General features: G+C 65.9%; 17 protein-coding genes and 1 pseudogene. 14 read left to right on the forward strand and 4 right to left on the reverse strand.

What is annotated here, in order from left to right:
- Nucleotides 1-13: 13 nt before the first annotated feature.
- Nucleotides 14-388 carry a hypothetical protein gene (locus EP376_RS13355; protein ID WP_127656099.1) on the forward strand — a complete coding sequence of 125 codons (375 nt, stop codon included), beginning with the start codon at nt 14-16 and terminating at the stop codon, nt 386-388.
- A 25-nt stretch (nt 389-413) separates the two neighbouring features.
- Here the strand turns inward: EP376_RS13355 and fsa are convergent, their stop codons facing one another.
- Nucleotides 414-1,067, reverse strand: coding sequence for a fructose-6-phosphate aldolase (fsa, locus tag EP376_RS13360; RefSeq protein ID WP_127656100.1), 654 nt, complete (start codon nt 1,065-1,067; stop codon nt 414-416).
- A gap of 138 nt (nt 1,068-1,205) precedes the next feature.
- On the opposite strand from fsa, the pseudogene EP376_RS13365 reads away from it, so the two are divergent.
- Both EP376_RS13365 and EP376_RS13370 read left to right on the forward strand, forming a co-directional pair.
- Nucleotides 1,206-1,834, forward strand: a pseudogene (locus EP376_RS13365) (LysE family translocator).
- Nucleotides 1,835-1,840: 6 nt separating this feature from the next.
- The gene (locus EP376_RS13370; RefSeq protein WP_127656101.1) at nt 1,841-4,033 is read left to right on the forward strand and encodes a primosomal protein N'; all 2,193 of its coding nucleotides are present in this window, start codon (nt 1,841-1,843) and stop codon (nt 4,031-4,033) included.
- Between the two features lie 2 nt (nt 4,034-4,035).
- Here the strand turns inward: EP376_RS13370 and EP376_RS13375 are convergent, their stop codons facing one another.
- On the reverse strand, nt 4,036-5,103 hold the full coding sequence (locus EP376_RS13375; protein WP_127656102.1) for a YeeE/YedE family protein: 1,068 nt from the start codon (nt 5,101-5,103) through the stop codon (nt 4,036-4,038).
- A gap of 67 nt (nt 5,104-5,170) precedes the next feature.
- Nucleotides 5,171-5,461: a DUF6958 family protein gene (locus EP376_RS13380; protein WP_127656103.1), complete on the reverse strand. Its 291-nt coding sequence runs from the start codon at nt 5,459-5,461 to the stop codon at nt 5,171-5,173.
- A gap of 91 nt (nt 5,462-5,552) precedes the next feature.
- On the opposite strand from EP376_RS13380, the gene EP376_RS13385 reads away from it, so the two are divergent.
- The 3 genes from EP376_RS13385 to EP376_RS13395 all read left to right on the forward strand — a co-directional run bounded on the left by EP376_RS13385 (nt 5,553) and on the right by EP376_RS13395 (nt 8,161).
- A complete protein-coding gene (locus EP376_RS13385) occupies nt 5,553-6,797 on the forward strand; it encodes an MFS transporter (RefSeq protein ID WP_127656104.1) in 1,245 nt (414 codons plus the stop codon).
- 29 nt (nt 6,798-6,826) lie between these two features.
- Entirely contained in the window at nt 6,827-7,708 is an 882-nt protein-coding gene (locus tag EP376_RS13390) for a 50S ribosomal protein L11 methyltransferase (protein WP_127656105.1), read from the forward strand.
- A 102-nt stretch (nt 7,709-7,810) separates the two neighbouring features.
- A complete protein-coding gene (locus EP376_RS13395) occupies nt 7,811-8,161 on the forward strand; it encodes a hypothetical protein (RefSeq protein WP_238928841.1) in 351 nt (116 codons plus the stop codon).
- 130 nt (nt 8,162-8,291) lie between these two features.
- Here EP376_RS13395 and EP376_RS13400 read toward each other — a convergent pair whose 3' ends face one another.
- A complete protein-coding gene (locus tag EP376_RS13400; RefSeq protein ID WP_127656106.1) occupies nt 8,292-8,492 on the reverse strand; it encodes a DUF1127 domain-containing protein in 201 nt (66 codons plus the stop codon).
- 236 nt (nt 8,493-8,728) lie between these two features.
- Here EP376_RS13400 and ruvC point away from each other — a divergent pair, with 236 nt between their 5' ends.
- From ruvC to EP376_RS13440, 8 genes are all read left to right on the forward strand, one after another.
- Nucleotides 8,729-9,235, forward strand: coding sequence for a crossover junction endodeoxyribonuclease RuvC (ruvC, locus tag EP376_RS13405; RefSeq protein WP_127656107.1), 507 nt, complete (start codon nt 8,729-8,731; stop codon nt 9,233-9,235).
- Nucleotides 9,232-9,915, forward strand: coding sequence for a Holliday junction branch migration protein RuvA (gene ruvA / locus EP376_RS13410; RefSeq protein ID WP_127656108.1), 684 nt, complete (start codon nt 9,232-9,234; stop codon nt 9,913-9,915). The genes ruvC and ruvA overlap by 4 nt, the downstream gene beginning before the upstream one ends.
- 9 nt (nt 9,916-9,924) lie before the next feature.
- Complete coding sequence (gene ruvB / locus EP376_RS13415; RefSeq protein ID WP_127656109.1) at nt 9,925-10,944, forward strand: Holliday junction branch migration DNA helicase RuvB; 1,020 nt, start codon at nt 9,925-9,927, stop codon at nt 10,942-10,944.
- A gap of 44 nt (nt 10,945-10,988) precedes the next feature.
- Nucleotides 10,989-11,618, forward strand: coding sequence for a hypothetical protein (locus EP376_RS13420; RefSeq protein ID WP_127656110.1), 630 nt, complete (start codon nt 10,989-10,991; stop codon nt 11,616-11,618).
- The gene (gene ybgC / locus EP376_RS13425) at nt 11,615-11,995 is read left to right on the forward strand and encodes a tol-pal system-associated acyl-CoA thioesterase (RefSeq protein ID WP_127656111.1); all 381 of its coding nucleotides are present in this window, start codon (nt 11,615-11,617) and stop codon (nt 11,993-11,995) included. Before EP376_RS13420 ends, ybgC begins: the two co-directional genes overlap by 4 nt.
- A 149-nt stretch (nt 11,996-12,144) precedes the next feature.
- Entirely contained in the window at nt 12,145-12,819 is a 675-nt protein-coding gene (gene tolQ / locus EP376_RS13430; RefSeq protein WP_203331014.1) for a protein TolQ, read from the forward strand.
- 3 nt (nt 12,820-12,822) lie between these two features.
- Entirely contained in the window at nt 12,823-13,317 is a 495-nt protein-coding gene (locus tag EP376_RS13435; protein ID WP_127656112.1) for an ExbD/TolR family protein, read from the forward strand.
- Between the two features lie 17 nt (nt 13,318-13,334).
- Nucleotides 13,335-14,468: a hypothetical protein gene (locus EP376_RS13440; RefSeq protein WP_238928842.1), complete on the forward strand. Its 1,134-nt coding sequence runs from the start codon at nt 13,335-13,337 to the stop codon at nt 14,466-14,468.
- Nucleotides 14,469-14,512 lie beyond the last annotated feature (44 nt).

Raw genomic sequence — 14,512 nt, forward strand, 5'->3', positions numbered from 1 at the left:
AAGGGAGAAAAGGATGCCAGACGGAACCCGCCCACCTGATCCGAGGATCGCGGAATGCGCCCGACTGATGACCCGCGTGACGCGGCACTGGGCTGAACTTGACGCCTCCGGTCCCCGCTCGGGGCCTGTCCGCGACGCGATATCGAGGCTGGAACCCGTGGTCTTTGCCCAGATGATCGTGGCGATGGATCACTGGGCCAGCCAGATCGACGGGACCCTCGCCGCAGACGGCGCCCGCGCGCGGTTGCACAAGCTGTCGGAACAGATCCTGCGCGGTGCAGAGGATGATACGCACGATGATCCCGTGCCCGGGGGGCCGCACCTGACCTCCATCGATTTCGTCCAGCTCTGGCCGAAGGTGATCCGCGAACTCAGGGGGGAGGAGTAGTTCCCGCAGGGGGGCTTTCCGTGCCTTACAGGATCTTCTGACCGGTCGAGGCCCAATCCTTCAGAAACGCGTCGAGACCCTTGTCCGTCAGGACGTGGTTCGCCATGGCCTTGATGACGTTGGGCGGCGCGGTGGCCACGTCGGCGCCGATCTTGGCGCATTCCGACATGTGGTTGGCCGTCCGGATCGAGGCTGCGAGGATATTCGTCTCGAACCCGTAATTGTCATAGATCTCGCGGATATCGGCGATCAGGTCGAGCCCGTCGATGTTCAGATCGTCCAGCCGGCCGATGAAGGGCGAGATGAACGTGGCCCCCGCCTTCGCCGCCAGAAGCGCCTGGTTGGCAGAGAAACACAACGTCACGTTCACCATCCGGCCTTCGCCGGTCAGCACCTTGCAGGCCTTGAGACCGTCCCAGGTCAGCGGCACCTTGATCGTGATGTTGTCGGCGATCTTGGCCAGTTCCCGGCCCTCGGCGATCATGCCCTCGGCATCGAGCGCCACGGTCTCGGCGCTGACGGGACCGTCGACCATCTCGCAGATCTGCTTGGTGACTTCCTTGATGTCACGTCCGGATTTCATGATCAGCGACGGGTTGGTCGTCACCCCGTCGACCATGCCAAGGTTGTTCAGTTCGGCAATCGCATCCGTATCCGCGGTATCGACAAAGAATTTCATGGTATCCGTCCTTGAAGCTTGGCTTGGGGTTGAGCGTCTCCTACCGCATCGGCCACGCTGCGAAAAGGGTTGAAGCACTTTACAGTGCCGGTGCGGTGGGGTTTGCTTTACGTCGAATGTCCCCCGGGAGAGTTGGTCATGGATTTCGCGCTCTGGCTTGGTTTCGTCGTGGCGTCCTCGGCGCTGTTGATCGTGCCGGGGCCGACCGTGATCCTTGTTGCAAGCTATGCGATGACCCATGGCCGCAAGGTGGCGCTGGCCACCGCCGCAGGCGTCGCCGCCGGCGATTTCGTCGCGATGAGCGCATCGCTTCTGGGGCTTGGCGCGCTGGTTCAGGCCTCCGCCGAGCTTTTCGTCGTGCTCAAGTGGATCGGCGCAGCCTACCTCGTCTATCTGGGCATCCGGCTCTTGCGGGCGCGGCCCGGTGCCGGGCTGGCGGAGGCGACCGCGGGGCGCAAGACGCGGCCCGCGGCCCTGTTCGGACATGCCTTCACCGTGACCGCGCTCAACCCCAAATCCATAGCCTTCTTCATCGCCTTCGTGCCGCAATTCCTGCGGCCGGAGGCACCGCTTGCCCCGCAATTCGCGATCCTGATCACAACCTTCGTTGGGCTCGCGGCGCTCAACGCTTTGGCCTACGCGATCCTTGCCGACAGGCTGAGGGCGCGGATGGCCCGGCCCGCCGTCGCTCTCTGGCTCGGCAGGGCGGGGGTGCGGTTCTGGTGGCGATGGGGGTTCTGACGGCCGCCACCCGCCGCGCCGCGTGACAGGCCGTGTCTGACCGCTTCTTCGACGAAGGCACGCTGATCGCCGTCCTGACGACGCAGCCTCTTGACCGGACGCTGGATTACCGCGCGCCCGAAGGCGGTTGCTGGATCGGTGCCTTTGTCGAGGTGCCTCTGGGGCCGCGCAAGGTTCCGGGAGTTGTCTGGGGGGCAGGCAAGGGCGATTTCGATATCTCGAAGATCCGCTCGGTGATCCGGGTGATCGACACGCCGCCGATGCGCGAAGAGATGCGGATGTTCCTGACCCGCGCCGCCGATTACACGCTGACCCCGATGCCCGCGATGCTGCGTCTTGCGATGCGGGCCCCGGGCCTTGGCGATCCGCCGTCGATGCGGCTGGTCTACCGTCTGGGCGAAGCGCGGCCCGACCGGATGACGCCCGCCCGCGAAAAGGTTCTTGCCGTGCTCGAGGACTATGGCGGGCTGGCGTTCACCCTGGGCGAATTGGCCGAGATGGCAGGCGTCGGGACTTCCGTCGTCAAGGGCCTCGTCAAGCAGGGCTCCGTTCTCGAGGAACAGGCCCCGCGCGACATGCCCTATCCGCATCTCGACCCTGACATCACCGGGCGTGACCTGACCCGGAGCCAGACACAGGCCGCCGCTGTCCTGCGCGAGGGTATCCGCACCGGGGGTTACGGCACGACACTTCTGCGCGGGGTCACAGGGTCGGGCAAGACCGAGGTCTATCTCGAAGCCGTGGCCGAGGCCCTGCGCTGTGGCCGTCAGGCGCTTGTCTTGCTGCCCGAGATCGCGCTCACGGGTGAGTTTCTTTCCCGGATGCAGGCGCGGTTTGGCGCACGACCCGCCGAATGGCATTCGGGCGTCACCATGACGGAACGGCGCCGCTGTTGGCGGATGGTGGCGCAGGGCGATGCGCAGGTGGTGGTGGGCGCGCGATCGGCGCTGTTCCTGCCATTTCGCGATCTTGGCCTGATCGTCGTCGATGAGGAACACGACACGTCCTACAAGCAGGAGGACGGTGTCCTTTACAATGCCCGCGACATGGCGGTGCTGCGCGCCTCGATGAACTCGGCGCAGGTGATCCTCGCCTCTGCCACGCCCAGCCTTGAAAGCTGGGCCAATGTGGAGGCCGGCAAATATGCCCGGCTCGACCTGACCGACCGGTTCGGACCCGCCGTGATGCCCAAGCTGGCCGCGATCGACATGCGGGCGGAGGATCTGCCCGGGGCGCGCTGGATCTCGCCCACGCTGCAATCCGCGGTCACGTCGCGGCTCGAGGTCGGTGAACAGGCGTTGTTGTTCATCAACCGGCGGGGTTATGCGCCCGTGACCCTGTGCCGGGCCTGCGGCGAGCAGATCGCCTGCGAACATTGCGACGCACGCATGGTCGAACACCGCTTTCTCAAGCGGCTCATGTGCCACCAATGCGGCGAGACGCGGCCGATGCCCGAGGCCTGCCCTTCCTGCGGGGCGGAGGGGCGGCTGGCCCCCGTCGGCCCCGGTGTCGAACGTCTGGCCGAAGAGGCGGGCGGGCTGTTCGAGGGGGCCCGGATCGCCGTGCTGTCGTCCGACCTTTACGGCTCGGCCCGCGCGCTCAAGGCTCATATCGAGGAGATCGCGGGCGGCGGGGCGGACATCATCATCGGCACGCAACTTGTGGCCAAGGGCCACAACTTCCCCAAGCTGACGCTTGTGGGTGTGATCGACGCCGATCTGGGGCTTCAGGGCTCGGATCTGCGTGCGGCGGAACGCACGTTTCAGCTGATGCGGCAGGTGGCCGGCCGTGCGGGCCGGGCCGAGGCGCCGGGCGAGGCGCTGCTTCAGACCTATCAGCCCGAACATCCCGTGATCCGCGCGATCCTCGCCGGGGACGAGGAAGGCTTCTGGAAGGCCGAGGCCGAGGGCCGCCGCGCCGCGGGCGTGCCGCCCTATGGCCGGATGGCGGGGATCGTGCTGTCGAGCCCTAACGTGCAGGAGGTCTTCGACATCGGGACTGCGCTTGCCCGCAACGACGCGGCCCTGCGTCGGGTGGGTGCGCAGGTCTTTGGCCCCGCGCCCGCACCGATCGCCCGCATCCGGGGGCGGCACCGGGTCAGGCTTCTGGTCAAGGCGGACAAATCCGCCCCCTTGCAACAGGCGCTGGCCGAATGGGTCTCGGGCCTGCGGTTGCCGTCAACGGTGCGGCTCTCGATCGATATCGATCCGCAGAGCTTCTACTAGGCTCAGGCCGGCACCGCGCCGGGGGTTTTCTGGTCGATCAGCAGATCGGTCACCATGCCGCCCACCCACATCGCCGTCAGCGCGGCCCACGCGGTGCCTGCAAAGATCGACCCGCCCGTCACGCCCGCGCCGATCGCGCAGCCGCCCGCCAGCATCCCGCCGAACCCCATCATCGCGGCGCCCGTAAAGGCGCGGCGCATGTTGGCCTCGTTCTCGAAGCCCTGAAACCGGAACTCCCGCGCGGCAATGGCGGCGACAAAGGCGCCAAGCACAACCCCCGGAACCAGCCCGATATCAAAGCTCAGCACCGCATCGCTTGAGAGAAAGAACATCAGCGTGTTGGCCGAGGGGCCGGTAAAGGTCGCGCTTTCGATCTGCACCGGATCGAAAGCCACGCGCGACAGGGCCGTCGTCAGCGTCCAGCCCACCGCCACGGCAAAGCCCACGCCGGCCCCGAAGACAAGGCGCGATCCGCCGATCCGGTTGCGCCGCGCCACGATCAGCGCAAGGCCCGCCAATCCAATGCCAAGCGCCAGCCCGCCCCATTGCGGGACGCCCGCACTTGCCAGAAGGTCGACGTTGCGCCCCCCCGGCGTGATCCAGAGCGCGGCGAGCCGGTCGCGCAGGGGCGCGAGCCATCCCTGCAGCGACATCTGCGCCACGACCGCGAAGATCAGGCCGGAGACGACCGAGCGCAGATTGCCCGTTGCCGCCAGAACCAGAAGCCGCCCCGAACAGCCCCGCGCCAGCACCATGCCCACACCGAACAGAAGCCCGCCCAGTATGGCGCCCGACCAGCTGCCCGGCACTGCCATCATCCGCGCCTCTGTCGTGTCGATCAATCCGCCAAGGCGGGCGGCCTGAACCCAGACGAGCGCGGTGGAAAAGGTCAGCAACCAGACCGCGACCTTGTCGCCCATCTGGCCGCGGGCGAATTCCACGGTCGCGGCCCTGAGGCAAAACCGTGACCGTTGCGCCGCCACGCCGAAGATCGCACCCGTGATCAGCCCGAAAAGCGCCGCGGTCGGCGCCTCGCCGATCCGGTCGACGAGTGAGATGACAAACTCCATGGGGCGCCCTTTCCTGCGTGTTCAGAGCGCATATGCCTTGTCGTGAATGTGTCTGCCTTGATCTGGATCAGGTCAGGTAGAACCTAAGCGGCTTGGTTGCCGCCCGGCCGATCACGCCCTTGGCCTCCAGATCAAGCTGGACACATTTGGCCCACCATCCCGACGTGGCCCCGCCCGGAAACAGGTCCCCGGGCAAATGGGCCTTGGCGGCCTCCTTGATCTCGGCGGCGGTCTGGCCGGGGGCGTCATGCGTCATGACGTTCAGCATCGCGGCCTTCATCGCGTGGTACTTCGCGGCATCGACGCGCCCGACATGCCCGGGCTGGTTCACGTTCTCGACTTCGATCTTTTCCGACATCGCTCTCTCCTCCCGCCGTGACGGTAGGCTGCAGGCCGGCCATCGCGCAAGGACTAGGCAGCGTCGCGAATTGGGCGTAATGGCTTGCCACATGCGGATCGTTTCCCTGTCCGAGGCCCAGTCGCTGCCATACTGGCGGCGCCCCGTGATGCTCCTGTTTCTCATGGCGATCGCGATGCCGGTGTCCTTTGCGACCTGGTCCGCGCTTCTGAACAATTTCGTCATCGAGGTCGCCGATTTCGACGGCTCGGATATCGGCTGGCTTCATACGGTCCGCGAGGTGCCGGGCTTCCTTGCCGTCGGTGTGCTGGCGCTTCTGATGTTCATGCGCGAGCAGGTTCTGGGCCTTGTGGCGCTTGTGCTTCTGGGTGTGGCGACCGGCGTGACGGCGTGGTTCCCGTCGCTGGGCGGGATCCTCGTGGTGACGATGCTGTCCTCGATCGGGTTCCACTATTTCGAGACGGTGAACCAGTCGCTTCAACTGCAATGGATGACTAAGGAACGCGCTCCGCAGATGCTGGGCTGGCTCCTCTCGGCGGGATCGGCGGCCACGCTGGTGGCCTATATCCTGATCGTGGTGACGTGGGAGACCTTCGATCTGAGCTACAACTTCGTCTACCTCGTCTCTGGCGGGTTCACGATCGGCCTCGCGATCTATTGCATCGTCGGTTTTCCCCAATTCGAGGCGCCGCATGTCCAGCTCAAGTCCATCGTGCTGCGGCGTCGCTACTGGCTCTACTACATGCTGCAATTCATGTCCGGCGCGCGGCGGCAGATCTTCGTCGTCTTCGCCGGATTCATGATGGTTGAAAAGTTCGGCTTCGAGGTGCACGAGGTCACGGCGCTCTACCTTATCAACCTGATTGCCAACATGATCTTTGCGCCGCTGATGGGGCGGCTCGTGACCGTGTTCGGCGAACGGCGGGCGCTGATCTTCGAATATGGCGGGCTGGTGATCGTCTTCCTTGCCTATGGCGGGCTGTACTGGTTCGGCTGGGGGGTGCTGATCGCGTCGATCCTCTACGTGGTCGACCACATCTTTTTTGCGCTGGCGCTGGCGATGAAGACCTATTTCCAGAAGATCGCCGATCCCGGCGATATCGCTCCCACCGCGGCGGTTGCGTTCACCATCAACCACATCGCGGCGGTGTTCCTGCCCGCGTTGCTGGGCTATCTCTGGCTGGTGTCACCGCCGGCGGTCTTTGTGCTGGCCGCGGGGATGGCCCTCGCCTCGCTGGTTCTGGCGCTGCTGATCCCGCGCCACCCCGCCCCCGGCAACGAGACGATCCTGTCGCGTGTCATGCCGACCGCGCTCGGGGCGACCCCCGGCGAATGATGCCCTGATCCGTTCCGAAAGGCCCTCACATGACTGCTGTCTATTCCGCGATCACCACTCTCGAAGGTCATGGCCCGGCACAGGCCTTGGGCGAGGCCGTCGAAGACCTTGATCCCGCGCCCTATGGTGTCGGCGTCTTCGAGGTGGAGGACGGATCGGGCCTGTTCGAAGTGGCCGCCCATTTCATGGAACCGCCCGATGGCATTGCGCTGGCGCTTCTGGCCGCGGCCATGGGGGCCAAGGACTTCGTCGTCTCCGAGGTGCCGGAACGCGACTGGGTCGCCCATGTGCGCCGCGAGTTGGCCCCCGTCGAGGCAGGGCGCTTCTTCGTTTATGGAAGTCACGACGCCGACAAGGTCCCGGAGGGGAGCATTCCCCTGAGGATCGAGGCCGCGATGGCCTTTGGCACCGGACATCACGGCACGACTTTGGGGTGCCTGCGCGCGTTGGACCGGCTTCACGAAGACGGGGTGCGCGCCACGCGGATCGCCGATGTCGGCTGTGGCACGGCCGTCCTTGCCATGGCAGCCGCGGCCCTCTGGCCGGACGCCGGGCCGATCATCGCAGGCGATATCGACGAGACGGCGGTCGACACCGCAAAGGCAAATGTGGCGGCCAACGATCTGGAAGGCCGCATCGATTGCATCGTGGCCGCCGGCCTTGATTCGCCGCAATTCGACGCCGCAGGCCCCTTCGATCTGGTGTTCGCCAATGTCCTCAAGGGGCCGCTGACAGCGCTGGCACCCTCGATCTCGGCGGCGACGGCGGCGGGCGGACGGGCGATTCTGTCAGGGATTCTGACGGAACAGGCCGATGCGATCCTCAAGGTTTATTCACGCAATGGGTTCAGTCTTGTGAATCGTGAAGACATTGTTGACTGGACGACGCTTTGCCTGCGCAAAGAAGGCTGAAATTCGATTAATTTGAGGGGTTTCAGCGCCGCTGCCCAAAATTCGCCACATTTCGGAGGGAATTTGAACATCAGTAGGGCGGGGGCTTCTACGGAGGCTGTCATGGGCGAAACCGCTGATACCTTTAGAAAGCGCACCAATCGCGTGAACCGCCGCCATGAGCAGATTTATCTCAATGGCGCGAGAACCAAGATCGGCCGCGATGGGCTGATCACGACGGTTCCTCGCAAACGCATGCCATCGTTTCCCCTGCGCGGCTTTGCGATCCTGTTCCTCGCGGCGATCCTTTACAAATCCGTGATGCTCGCCTGGATCGGGCCCACCGTCTATGCCGAGCGCGTGGGCGCGCTTGCCGATGGTACCGTGATCGAACAGGCCGGCGCATGGCTCTTGCAGGCCGATCCCGCGACAGTTGCCGTCGCAGGCGTCATCGGGCCGTTCTTGCCGCGCTGACCATAGACACCTCCGGTTGTTCCGAACCCTCGCCACTCCTCCTCGGGTCTTGGCAAGTGAAGAGGGCCGCTTCGCACAAGCGAAACGGCCCTTTTTGCGTCTCTCTTTCAAGTCGCCGGCGGCTGACCTGTCAGAAATAGGTCGGACGGCTGATCCGGTCGATATCGCCGCGGCAAAGCCCGATATCGTCAAGCTCATGCTCGCTCAGGCGCAGCAGAGCCCGGCGCGTCTGGCGCGCGTCGTTCCATGCGCGGACGGTGTGAACGATAGAGAGCAGGCGGGTCATGAGCCCGCCGCCCGTGGAAAGGCGGGTCGTGTCGATGATGGTCATGTGATGTTTCCTGTGCGGGTGCCGGGTCCGTGCCCGGCGGTGCTTTTCGATGTGCTGCATTTATGGGCAGCGTGAGAACTTCACCACCAACAAGACTGCAATGTCCCTATGCGCTGCCGTCATGGCAGAAATCATGGCCCATTGCGCCGGATCCGGGTCCGGGCGGCGCAATCTACTTGGCGGGTGTTCGCCTTTTGTGCTAGTCCCGTGGCAAACGAGCAGAAAAGCGGGCGGCAATGCGTGTATTGGGCATCGATCCCGGTCTGAGAAACCTTGGTTGGGGCATCATCGACGTTGCAGGGTCGCGGCTGTCGCATGTGGCAAGCGGTGTGTGCCGAACGGTGGGAACCAATCTCGCGCATCGCCTGCTGTCGCTCCACGAACAACTTACCGCCGTCATCGTCGAGCATGCGCCCGACATGGCCGCGGTCGAACAGACCTTCGTCAACCGCGACGGGGCAGCGACGCTCAAGCTTGGGCAGGCGCGCGGCATCGCGATGCTGGTGCCCGCGCAGGCCGGGCTTCCGATCGGGGAATATGCGCCCAACGCCGTGAAAAAGGCCGTCGTTGGCGTCGGCCATGCCGACAAGATCCAGATCGCGCATATGGTGCGGCTTCACCTGCCCGGCGCGGTGCCGGCCAGTGCCGATGCCGCCGACGCGCTGGCGATCGCGATCTGCCACGCCCATCACATGCAATCGACAGGGCATCTCGAACGTGCCCTGCGGAAGGCGGGCGCATGATCGGGCGGATCAGCGGGCGGCTCGACTGGCGCGGCAGCGATCACATCCTGATCGATGTGCGGGGCGTCGGATACATCGTCTATGTCTCGGACCGCGTGATGGCGGGCCTGCCCGGCACCGGCGAGGCCGTGTCGCTCTTTACCGATCTTCTGGTGCGTGAAGACAATCTTCAGCTGTTCGGCTTTCCGACGCTTGTCGAAAAGGAATGGCACCGTCTGTTGATGAGCGTGCAGGGCATCGGCGCCAAGGCGTCTCTGGCGATCCTTGGCGCGCTTGGCCCCGACGGGGTCAGCCGCGCGATCGCGCTGGGCGACTGGAACGCGATTGCCAAGGCCAAGGGCGTCGGCCCAAAGACCGGGCAACGCGTGGTCAACGAACTCAAGGACAAGGCCCATTCGGTCATGGCCATGGGCGGGGCAGAGCCCGCATCCGGCACTCCGGCCCGCGATCCCGCTGACGCCGAGGTGATCGAGCAGGCCGCACCACCCGTTCGCGCCGCACCCCGCCGCCCGGCCGGGGCAGGCGCCGCCCAGTCCGAGGCGCTTTCGGCACTGGGCAATCTCGGCTACGCCCCCGGGGAGGCGGCCTCTGCCGTGGCCGAGGCCGCGGGCGCCGATCCCGACGCCACGACCGAGACGCTGATCCGCGCGGCCCTGCGCCTTTTGGCGCCCAAGGGATAAACCGCCGAGATGACCGAACCCGATCCCACCCTCAGACCGGACCGCCAGCCCGAAGACCTCGACCGTGCGATGCGGCCACAAACGCTCGATGAATTCATCGGTCAGGCCGAGGCGCGCGCCAACCTCAAGGTCTTCATCGAAAGTGCGCGCCGCCGGGGCGAGGCGATGGACCACACCCTGTTTCATGGCCCGCCCGGTCTCGGCAAGACGACGCTTGCGCAGATCATGGCGCGCGAACTGGGCGTGAATTTCCGCATGACATCGGGGCCGGTTCTGGCCAAGGCGGGCGATTTGGCCGCGATCCTCACCAATCTCGAGGCGCGCGACGTTCTTTTCATCGACGAAATTCACCGCCTGAACCCGGCCGTGGAAGAGGTTCTGTATCCCGCGCTCGAGGATTTCGAACTGGACCTCGTGATCGGCGAAGGTCCCGCCGCGCGCACCGTGCGGATCGAGTTGCAGCCCTTCACCCTTGTCGGGGCCACGACGCGGCTTGGCCTGCTGACAACGCCGCTGCGCGATCGGTTCGGCATTCCCACCCGGCTGGAATTCTACGACATCGACGAATTGCACGAGATCGTGCGCCGGGGTGCCCGGCTTCTGGGCGCACCGGCCGAGGATGACGGCGCGCGCGAGATCGCCCGCCGCGCCCGCGGCACGCCGCGCATCGCGGGCCGCCTGCTGCGCCGGGTCGTGGACTTCGCGATCGTCGAGGGCGATGGCCGTGTGGACCGCGCGATTGCCGACCGCGCCTTGACCCGGCTTGGCGTCGATTACCTTGGCCTCGACGGGGCCGACCGGCGGTATCTGACGCTGATTGCCGAAAGCTATTCGGGCGGTCCCGTGGGCATCGAGACGCTGTCGGCGGCGCTCAGCGAAAGTCGCGACGCGCTCGAGGAGGTGATCGAGCCTTACCTTCTTCAACAGGGCCTGATCCAGCGCACCCCGCGTGGCCGGATGCTGGCCCAGAAGGCCTGGACCCATCTGGGCATCGCGCCCCCTCGGAGCCAGACCGACCTTTTCGAATAGGCCAAACACTTGCGCCGCCTGGCGCGGTCTGCAAGTTGTTGGGCATGCTTGATCATACTGAAATCGCGGCGCTCTTCACCCGCTCGGACGGCGAATTCCTCTTTGCCCGCTGGCAGCGGCCCATCGCGCCGGTGATCTTCGGCGTCGACGACGCGACACTGCCGGTTCTCAAGGGCGGGATCGAGGCCGTCGTGACGCTTGCCGGTCACAAGATGACAGAGGCCGATCCCGAACTCGGCACCAATCTGATGATGTTCTTTGTCGCCGAATGGGACGAGCTGCGCGAGGTCCCCGATCTCGACCGGCTTGTTCCCGGGATCGGCGACATCCTCGATCAGCTGGAGGCGGCGGGGGCGAACCAGTACCGGGTCTTTCGCTTCGAGGAAAGCGGCGCGATCCGCGCGGCCTTTGCCTTCATCCGGCTCGATGAGCACATGCGCGACGTGCCGGCGCAGACGCTCGCGCTCAGCCAGGCGGTGCAGCTGGCGCTCTTGTGGTCGGACGAGGCCTTTCAGAACAGCCCGCCACTTCTGATCGGACCCGACGGCGATGTCCTTCTCAAGCCCGAGATCGGGGCGCTTATCCGCGCGGCCTATGATCCGGCGATCCCCGTTATGGGGCGTGATCCCGCACTGGCCTACCGGCTTGCGGCCCGCGTCGACCGGCCCACATGACGCATGTTTTCCGCCTGCGCGTCTATTACGAAGACACCGATTTCGGCGGCATCGTCTATTATGCCAATTACCTGAAATACATCGAGCGCGCGCGCAGCGAATGGGTCCGGAGCATGGGCGTCGACCAGCGCCGGATGAAAGAGGAAACCGGCGTGATATTCGCCGTGCGCCGGGTTGAGGCAGATTACCTCTCGCCCGCGCATTTCGACGATGAACTCGAGGTCAGGACCGAATTCCTTGAATTCGGATCGGCCAAGGTGATCCTGCGGCAGGAAATCTGGCGCGAAGAGACCAGGTTGTTCGTCGGCGTGGTGACACTTGTCGCCATCGGGGACGGCGGCTGGCCCACGCGCATACCGGCGATACTCCGCCCATAATGGCCCAGCGCGGGGAAGATCGCGCGCATTTTCACCGCCCCGACGCACTGTTCGATTGGATTTCCCGCGACCGATGCGATAGAGGTCGGTCAAGTGAGCCGCGAAAGATGGCCACGCGAACATGTACCGGCGCGACAAAGAGCAGGCAGATGGAACACGCAAGCGACTTCACGATGTGGGCGTTGTTCGCCCGCGCGACCCTTATCGTCAAATTCGTCATGGTCATGCTGGTGCTGGCCTCGGTCTGGTGCTGGGCGGTCATTATCGACAAGGCGATCCAGTATCGCCGCGCCCGGCGCGAGGCTGCGGCTTTCGACCGGGCCTTCTGGTCCGGTGAACCCCTCGACCAGCTGTTCGAGGAGATCGGACCCGCCCCCACGGGCCAGAGCGAAAAGATATTCGCCGCCGGCATGCTGGAATGGCGTCGATCCCACCGGCAGGATGGCGGGCTGATCGCGGGCGCGCAGGCCCGGATCGATCGTTCCATGGACGTGGCCATCGCCAAGGAGGCAAGCCGCCTGCAAAAAGGGCTGCCGGTTCTGGCGACCGTCGGCTCCACCGCCCCGTTCGTCGGCCTCTTCGGGACGGTCTGGGGCATCATGAACGCCTTCATCGAGATTGCCGAACAGCAGAACACCAATCTGGCCGTCGTGGCGCCCGGCATCGCCGAGGCCCTCTTGGCGACGGGTCTGGGCCTTCTCGCTGCGATCCCGGCGGTCATCTATTACAACAAGCTTTCCGCAGACAGCGACCGCATCGTCGGCAATTACGAGGCCTTTGCCGACGAATTCGCCACGATCCTTTCCCGCCAGCTGGACAGCTGAGCCATGGGTGCCGGTGTCATGAAATCCGAAAGCGGGGGCGGGGGATCGCGCCGCCGCCGCCGTCGCGGCCGGACCCAGCCGATGGCCGAGATCAACGTTACGCCCTTTGTCGACGTGATGCTTGTGCTGCTGATCATCTTCATGGTCGCCGCCCCGCTTCTGACCGTGGGCGTGCCGGTTGAATTGCCCAAGACGGCGGCCAACGCGCTGCCCACCGACGAGGAAGAGCCGCTGACGGTGACGATCACCGGCGAAGGCTTCCTTCTGATCCAGAATACGCAGGTGACCGATGACGAATTGGTCCCGCGCCTGCAAGGCATCGCCGCGGAACGCACGTCGGACCGGATCTTCGTGCGCGCCGACGGCGCCAATGTCTGGAACCGCGTGGCCGAGGTGATGGGCGCGCTCAACGCGGCCGGATTTTCCGAGATCGGTCTGGTGACCGATATCGGCGGGCCGTCCCTTGACGGGTCGGACCAAGCGGTCGGCGACGAATAGGATCGCGGCGTAGCGCCATGGAGAACGAAGACGCCATCTTCGAGGACGACGCGACGGACGGCGCGGCGCGGATGACCACAGGCACCGCCCTGTCCGCGCTGGGTCATGTCGCGCTCGTGGGCTGGCTTGTCATGGGGTGGGGGCTCGAGCAGGATCCGCTGCCCTTCGATGTGACCGATGTCTCTGTCATCTCGGGCGAGGATTACGCGGCCCTCGTGGCCGCGACCTCGCCGCAGCCCGACATCTTCGAACCCGCCGCGCCAGAGCAGCCGCAGATCGAAACGCCCGCCGCCGTCACGCCGCCGGAGGAGGCCGCGCCCGAACCGCCCCCTGACACGCCGCCACCCACGCCGCCCGAACCACCGGTCGATGAGTTGCCACCGCCCGAGCCGCCCGAACAGGCGCCCCAGACCGAGGTGACCGATACCGTTCCGCAATTGTCGGAACCTGCGCCGGTCGCGCCGCCGCCGCAGGCACCGACCGAAACGCCCCGGCCGCAGCCGCGGCCTGCGCCGCGCGTGGCCCCCGAGGCTGCGCCCGCCCCGCCGCCCGATGCCGATGTCGCGCCTGTCGTCCAGCAGGAGGCCGCGCCCGATCCCACCCCCGATATCCCCGTCGAGGAGGAACAGGACCAGGCTGCGCCGGAGGAAGCCACGACCGAGATCGTGACCGAGGCCGAGGAGCCGTCCGGCGCCGTCGAAACAGCAATCCGGCCGCCCGCACGGCCTGCCCGGCCGACGCCGCCCGCAGAACCGGCCTCCGATCCGATCGCCGACGCGGTGGCCGATGCCGTCGCGGATGCGGTCACCGGCGCGGCCGAAGCCTCCGGTCCACCGCTCACCGGGGCCGAACTTGATGCGTTCCGCATCTCGGTTCAGCAATGCTGGGTCGTCGATCCGGGGTCCGAATCCGCCCGCGTGACCGTCACCTTGGCATTCGAACTTGACCGGGATGGCCGGGTGATCGGCAACCAGGTAGAGATGCTTGGGAATTCCGGTGGTTCCTCCGCAGCCGTCAATACCGCGTTCGAGGCAGCCCGCCGTGCGGTCCTGCGCTGTCAGGCGGGGGGCTTCCCGCTTCCCGCCGACAAGTATGATCAGTGGCGGCTGGTCGAGATGACGTTCAACCCTTCGGAGATGCGCATCAGATGATCCCGACGATTACGGCCCGCATCCCTTCGGCGATCCTTTGCCGC

Source organism: Alexandriicola marinus (genome assembly GCF_004000435.1).
Taxonomy (GTDB): Bacteria; Pseudomonadota; Alphaproteobacteria; order Rhodobacterales; family Rhodobacteraceae; genus Alexandriicola; species Alexandriicola marinus.

What these genes read in the sequence shown, in the direction of transcription:
- EP376_RS13355 (WP_127656099.1), top strand. Translation starts at nt 14, where the DNA reads ATGCCAGACGGAACCCGCCCACCTGATCCGAGGATCGCGGAATGCGCC.
- fsa (WP_127656100.1), bottom strand. Translation starts at nt 1,067, where the DNA reads ATGAAATTCTTTGTCGATACCGCGGATACGGATGCGATTGCCGAACTG.
- EP376_RS13375 (WP_127656102.1), bottom strand. Translation starts at nt 5,103, where the DNA reads ATGGAGTTTGTCATCTCACTCGTCGACCGGATCGGCGAGGCGCCGACC.
- EP376_RS13380 (WP_127656103.1), bottom strand. Translation starts at nt 5,461, where the DNA reads ATGTCGGAAAAGATCGAAGTCGAGAACGTGAACCAGCCCGGGCATGTC.
- EP376_RS13385 (WP_127656104.1), top strand. Translation starts at nt 5,553, where the DNA reads ATGCGGATCGTTTCCCTGTCCGAGGCCCAGTCGCTGCCATACTGGCGG.
- EP376_RS13390 (WP_127656105.1), top strand. Translation starts at nt 6,827, where the DNA reads ATGACTGCTGTCTATTCCGCGATCACCACTCTCGAAGGTCATGGCCCG.
- EP376_RS13395 (WP_238928841.1), top strand. Translation starts at nt 7,811, where the DNA reads ATGGGCGAAACCGCTGATACCTTTAGAAAGCGCACCAATCGCGTGAAC.
- EP376_RS13400 (WP_127656106.1), bottom strand. Translation starts at nt 8,492, where the DNA reads ATGACCATCATCGACACGACCCGCCTTTCCACGGGCGGCGGGCTCATG.
- ruvC (WP_127656107.1), top strand. Translation starts at nt 8,729, where the DNA reads ATGCGTGTATTGGGCATCGATCCCGGTCTGAGAAACCTTGGTTGGGGC.
- ruvA (WP_127656108.1), top strand. Translation starts at nt 9,232, where the DNA reads ATGATCGGGCGGATCAGCGGGCGGCTCGACTGGCGCGGCAGCGATCAC.
- ruvB (WP_127656109.1), top strand. Translation starts at nt 9,925, where the DNA reads ATGACCGAACCCGATCCCACCCTCAGACCGGACCGCCAGCCCGAAGAC.
- EP376_RS13420 (WP_127656110.1), top strand. Translation starts at nt 10,989, where the DNA reads ATGCTTGATCATACTGAAATCGCGGCGCTCTTCACCCGCTCGGACGGC.
- ybgC (WP_127656111.1), top strand. Translation starts at nt 11,615, where the DNA reads ATGACGCATGTTTTCCGCCTGCGCGTCTATTACGAAGACACCGATTTC.
- tolQ (WP_203331014.1), top strand. Translation starts at nt 12,145, where the DNA reads ATGGAACACGCAAGCGACTTCACGATGTGGGCGTTGTTCGCCCGCGCG.
- EP376_RS13435 (WP_127656112.1), top strand. Translation starts at nt 12,823, where the DNA reads ATGGGTGCCGGTGTCATGAAATCCGAAAGCGGGGGCGGGGGATCGCGC.
- EP376_RS13440 (WP_238928842.1), top strand. Translation starts at nt 13,335, where the DNA reads ATGGAGAACGAAGACGCCATCTTCGAGGACGACGCGACGGACGGCGCG.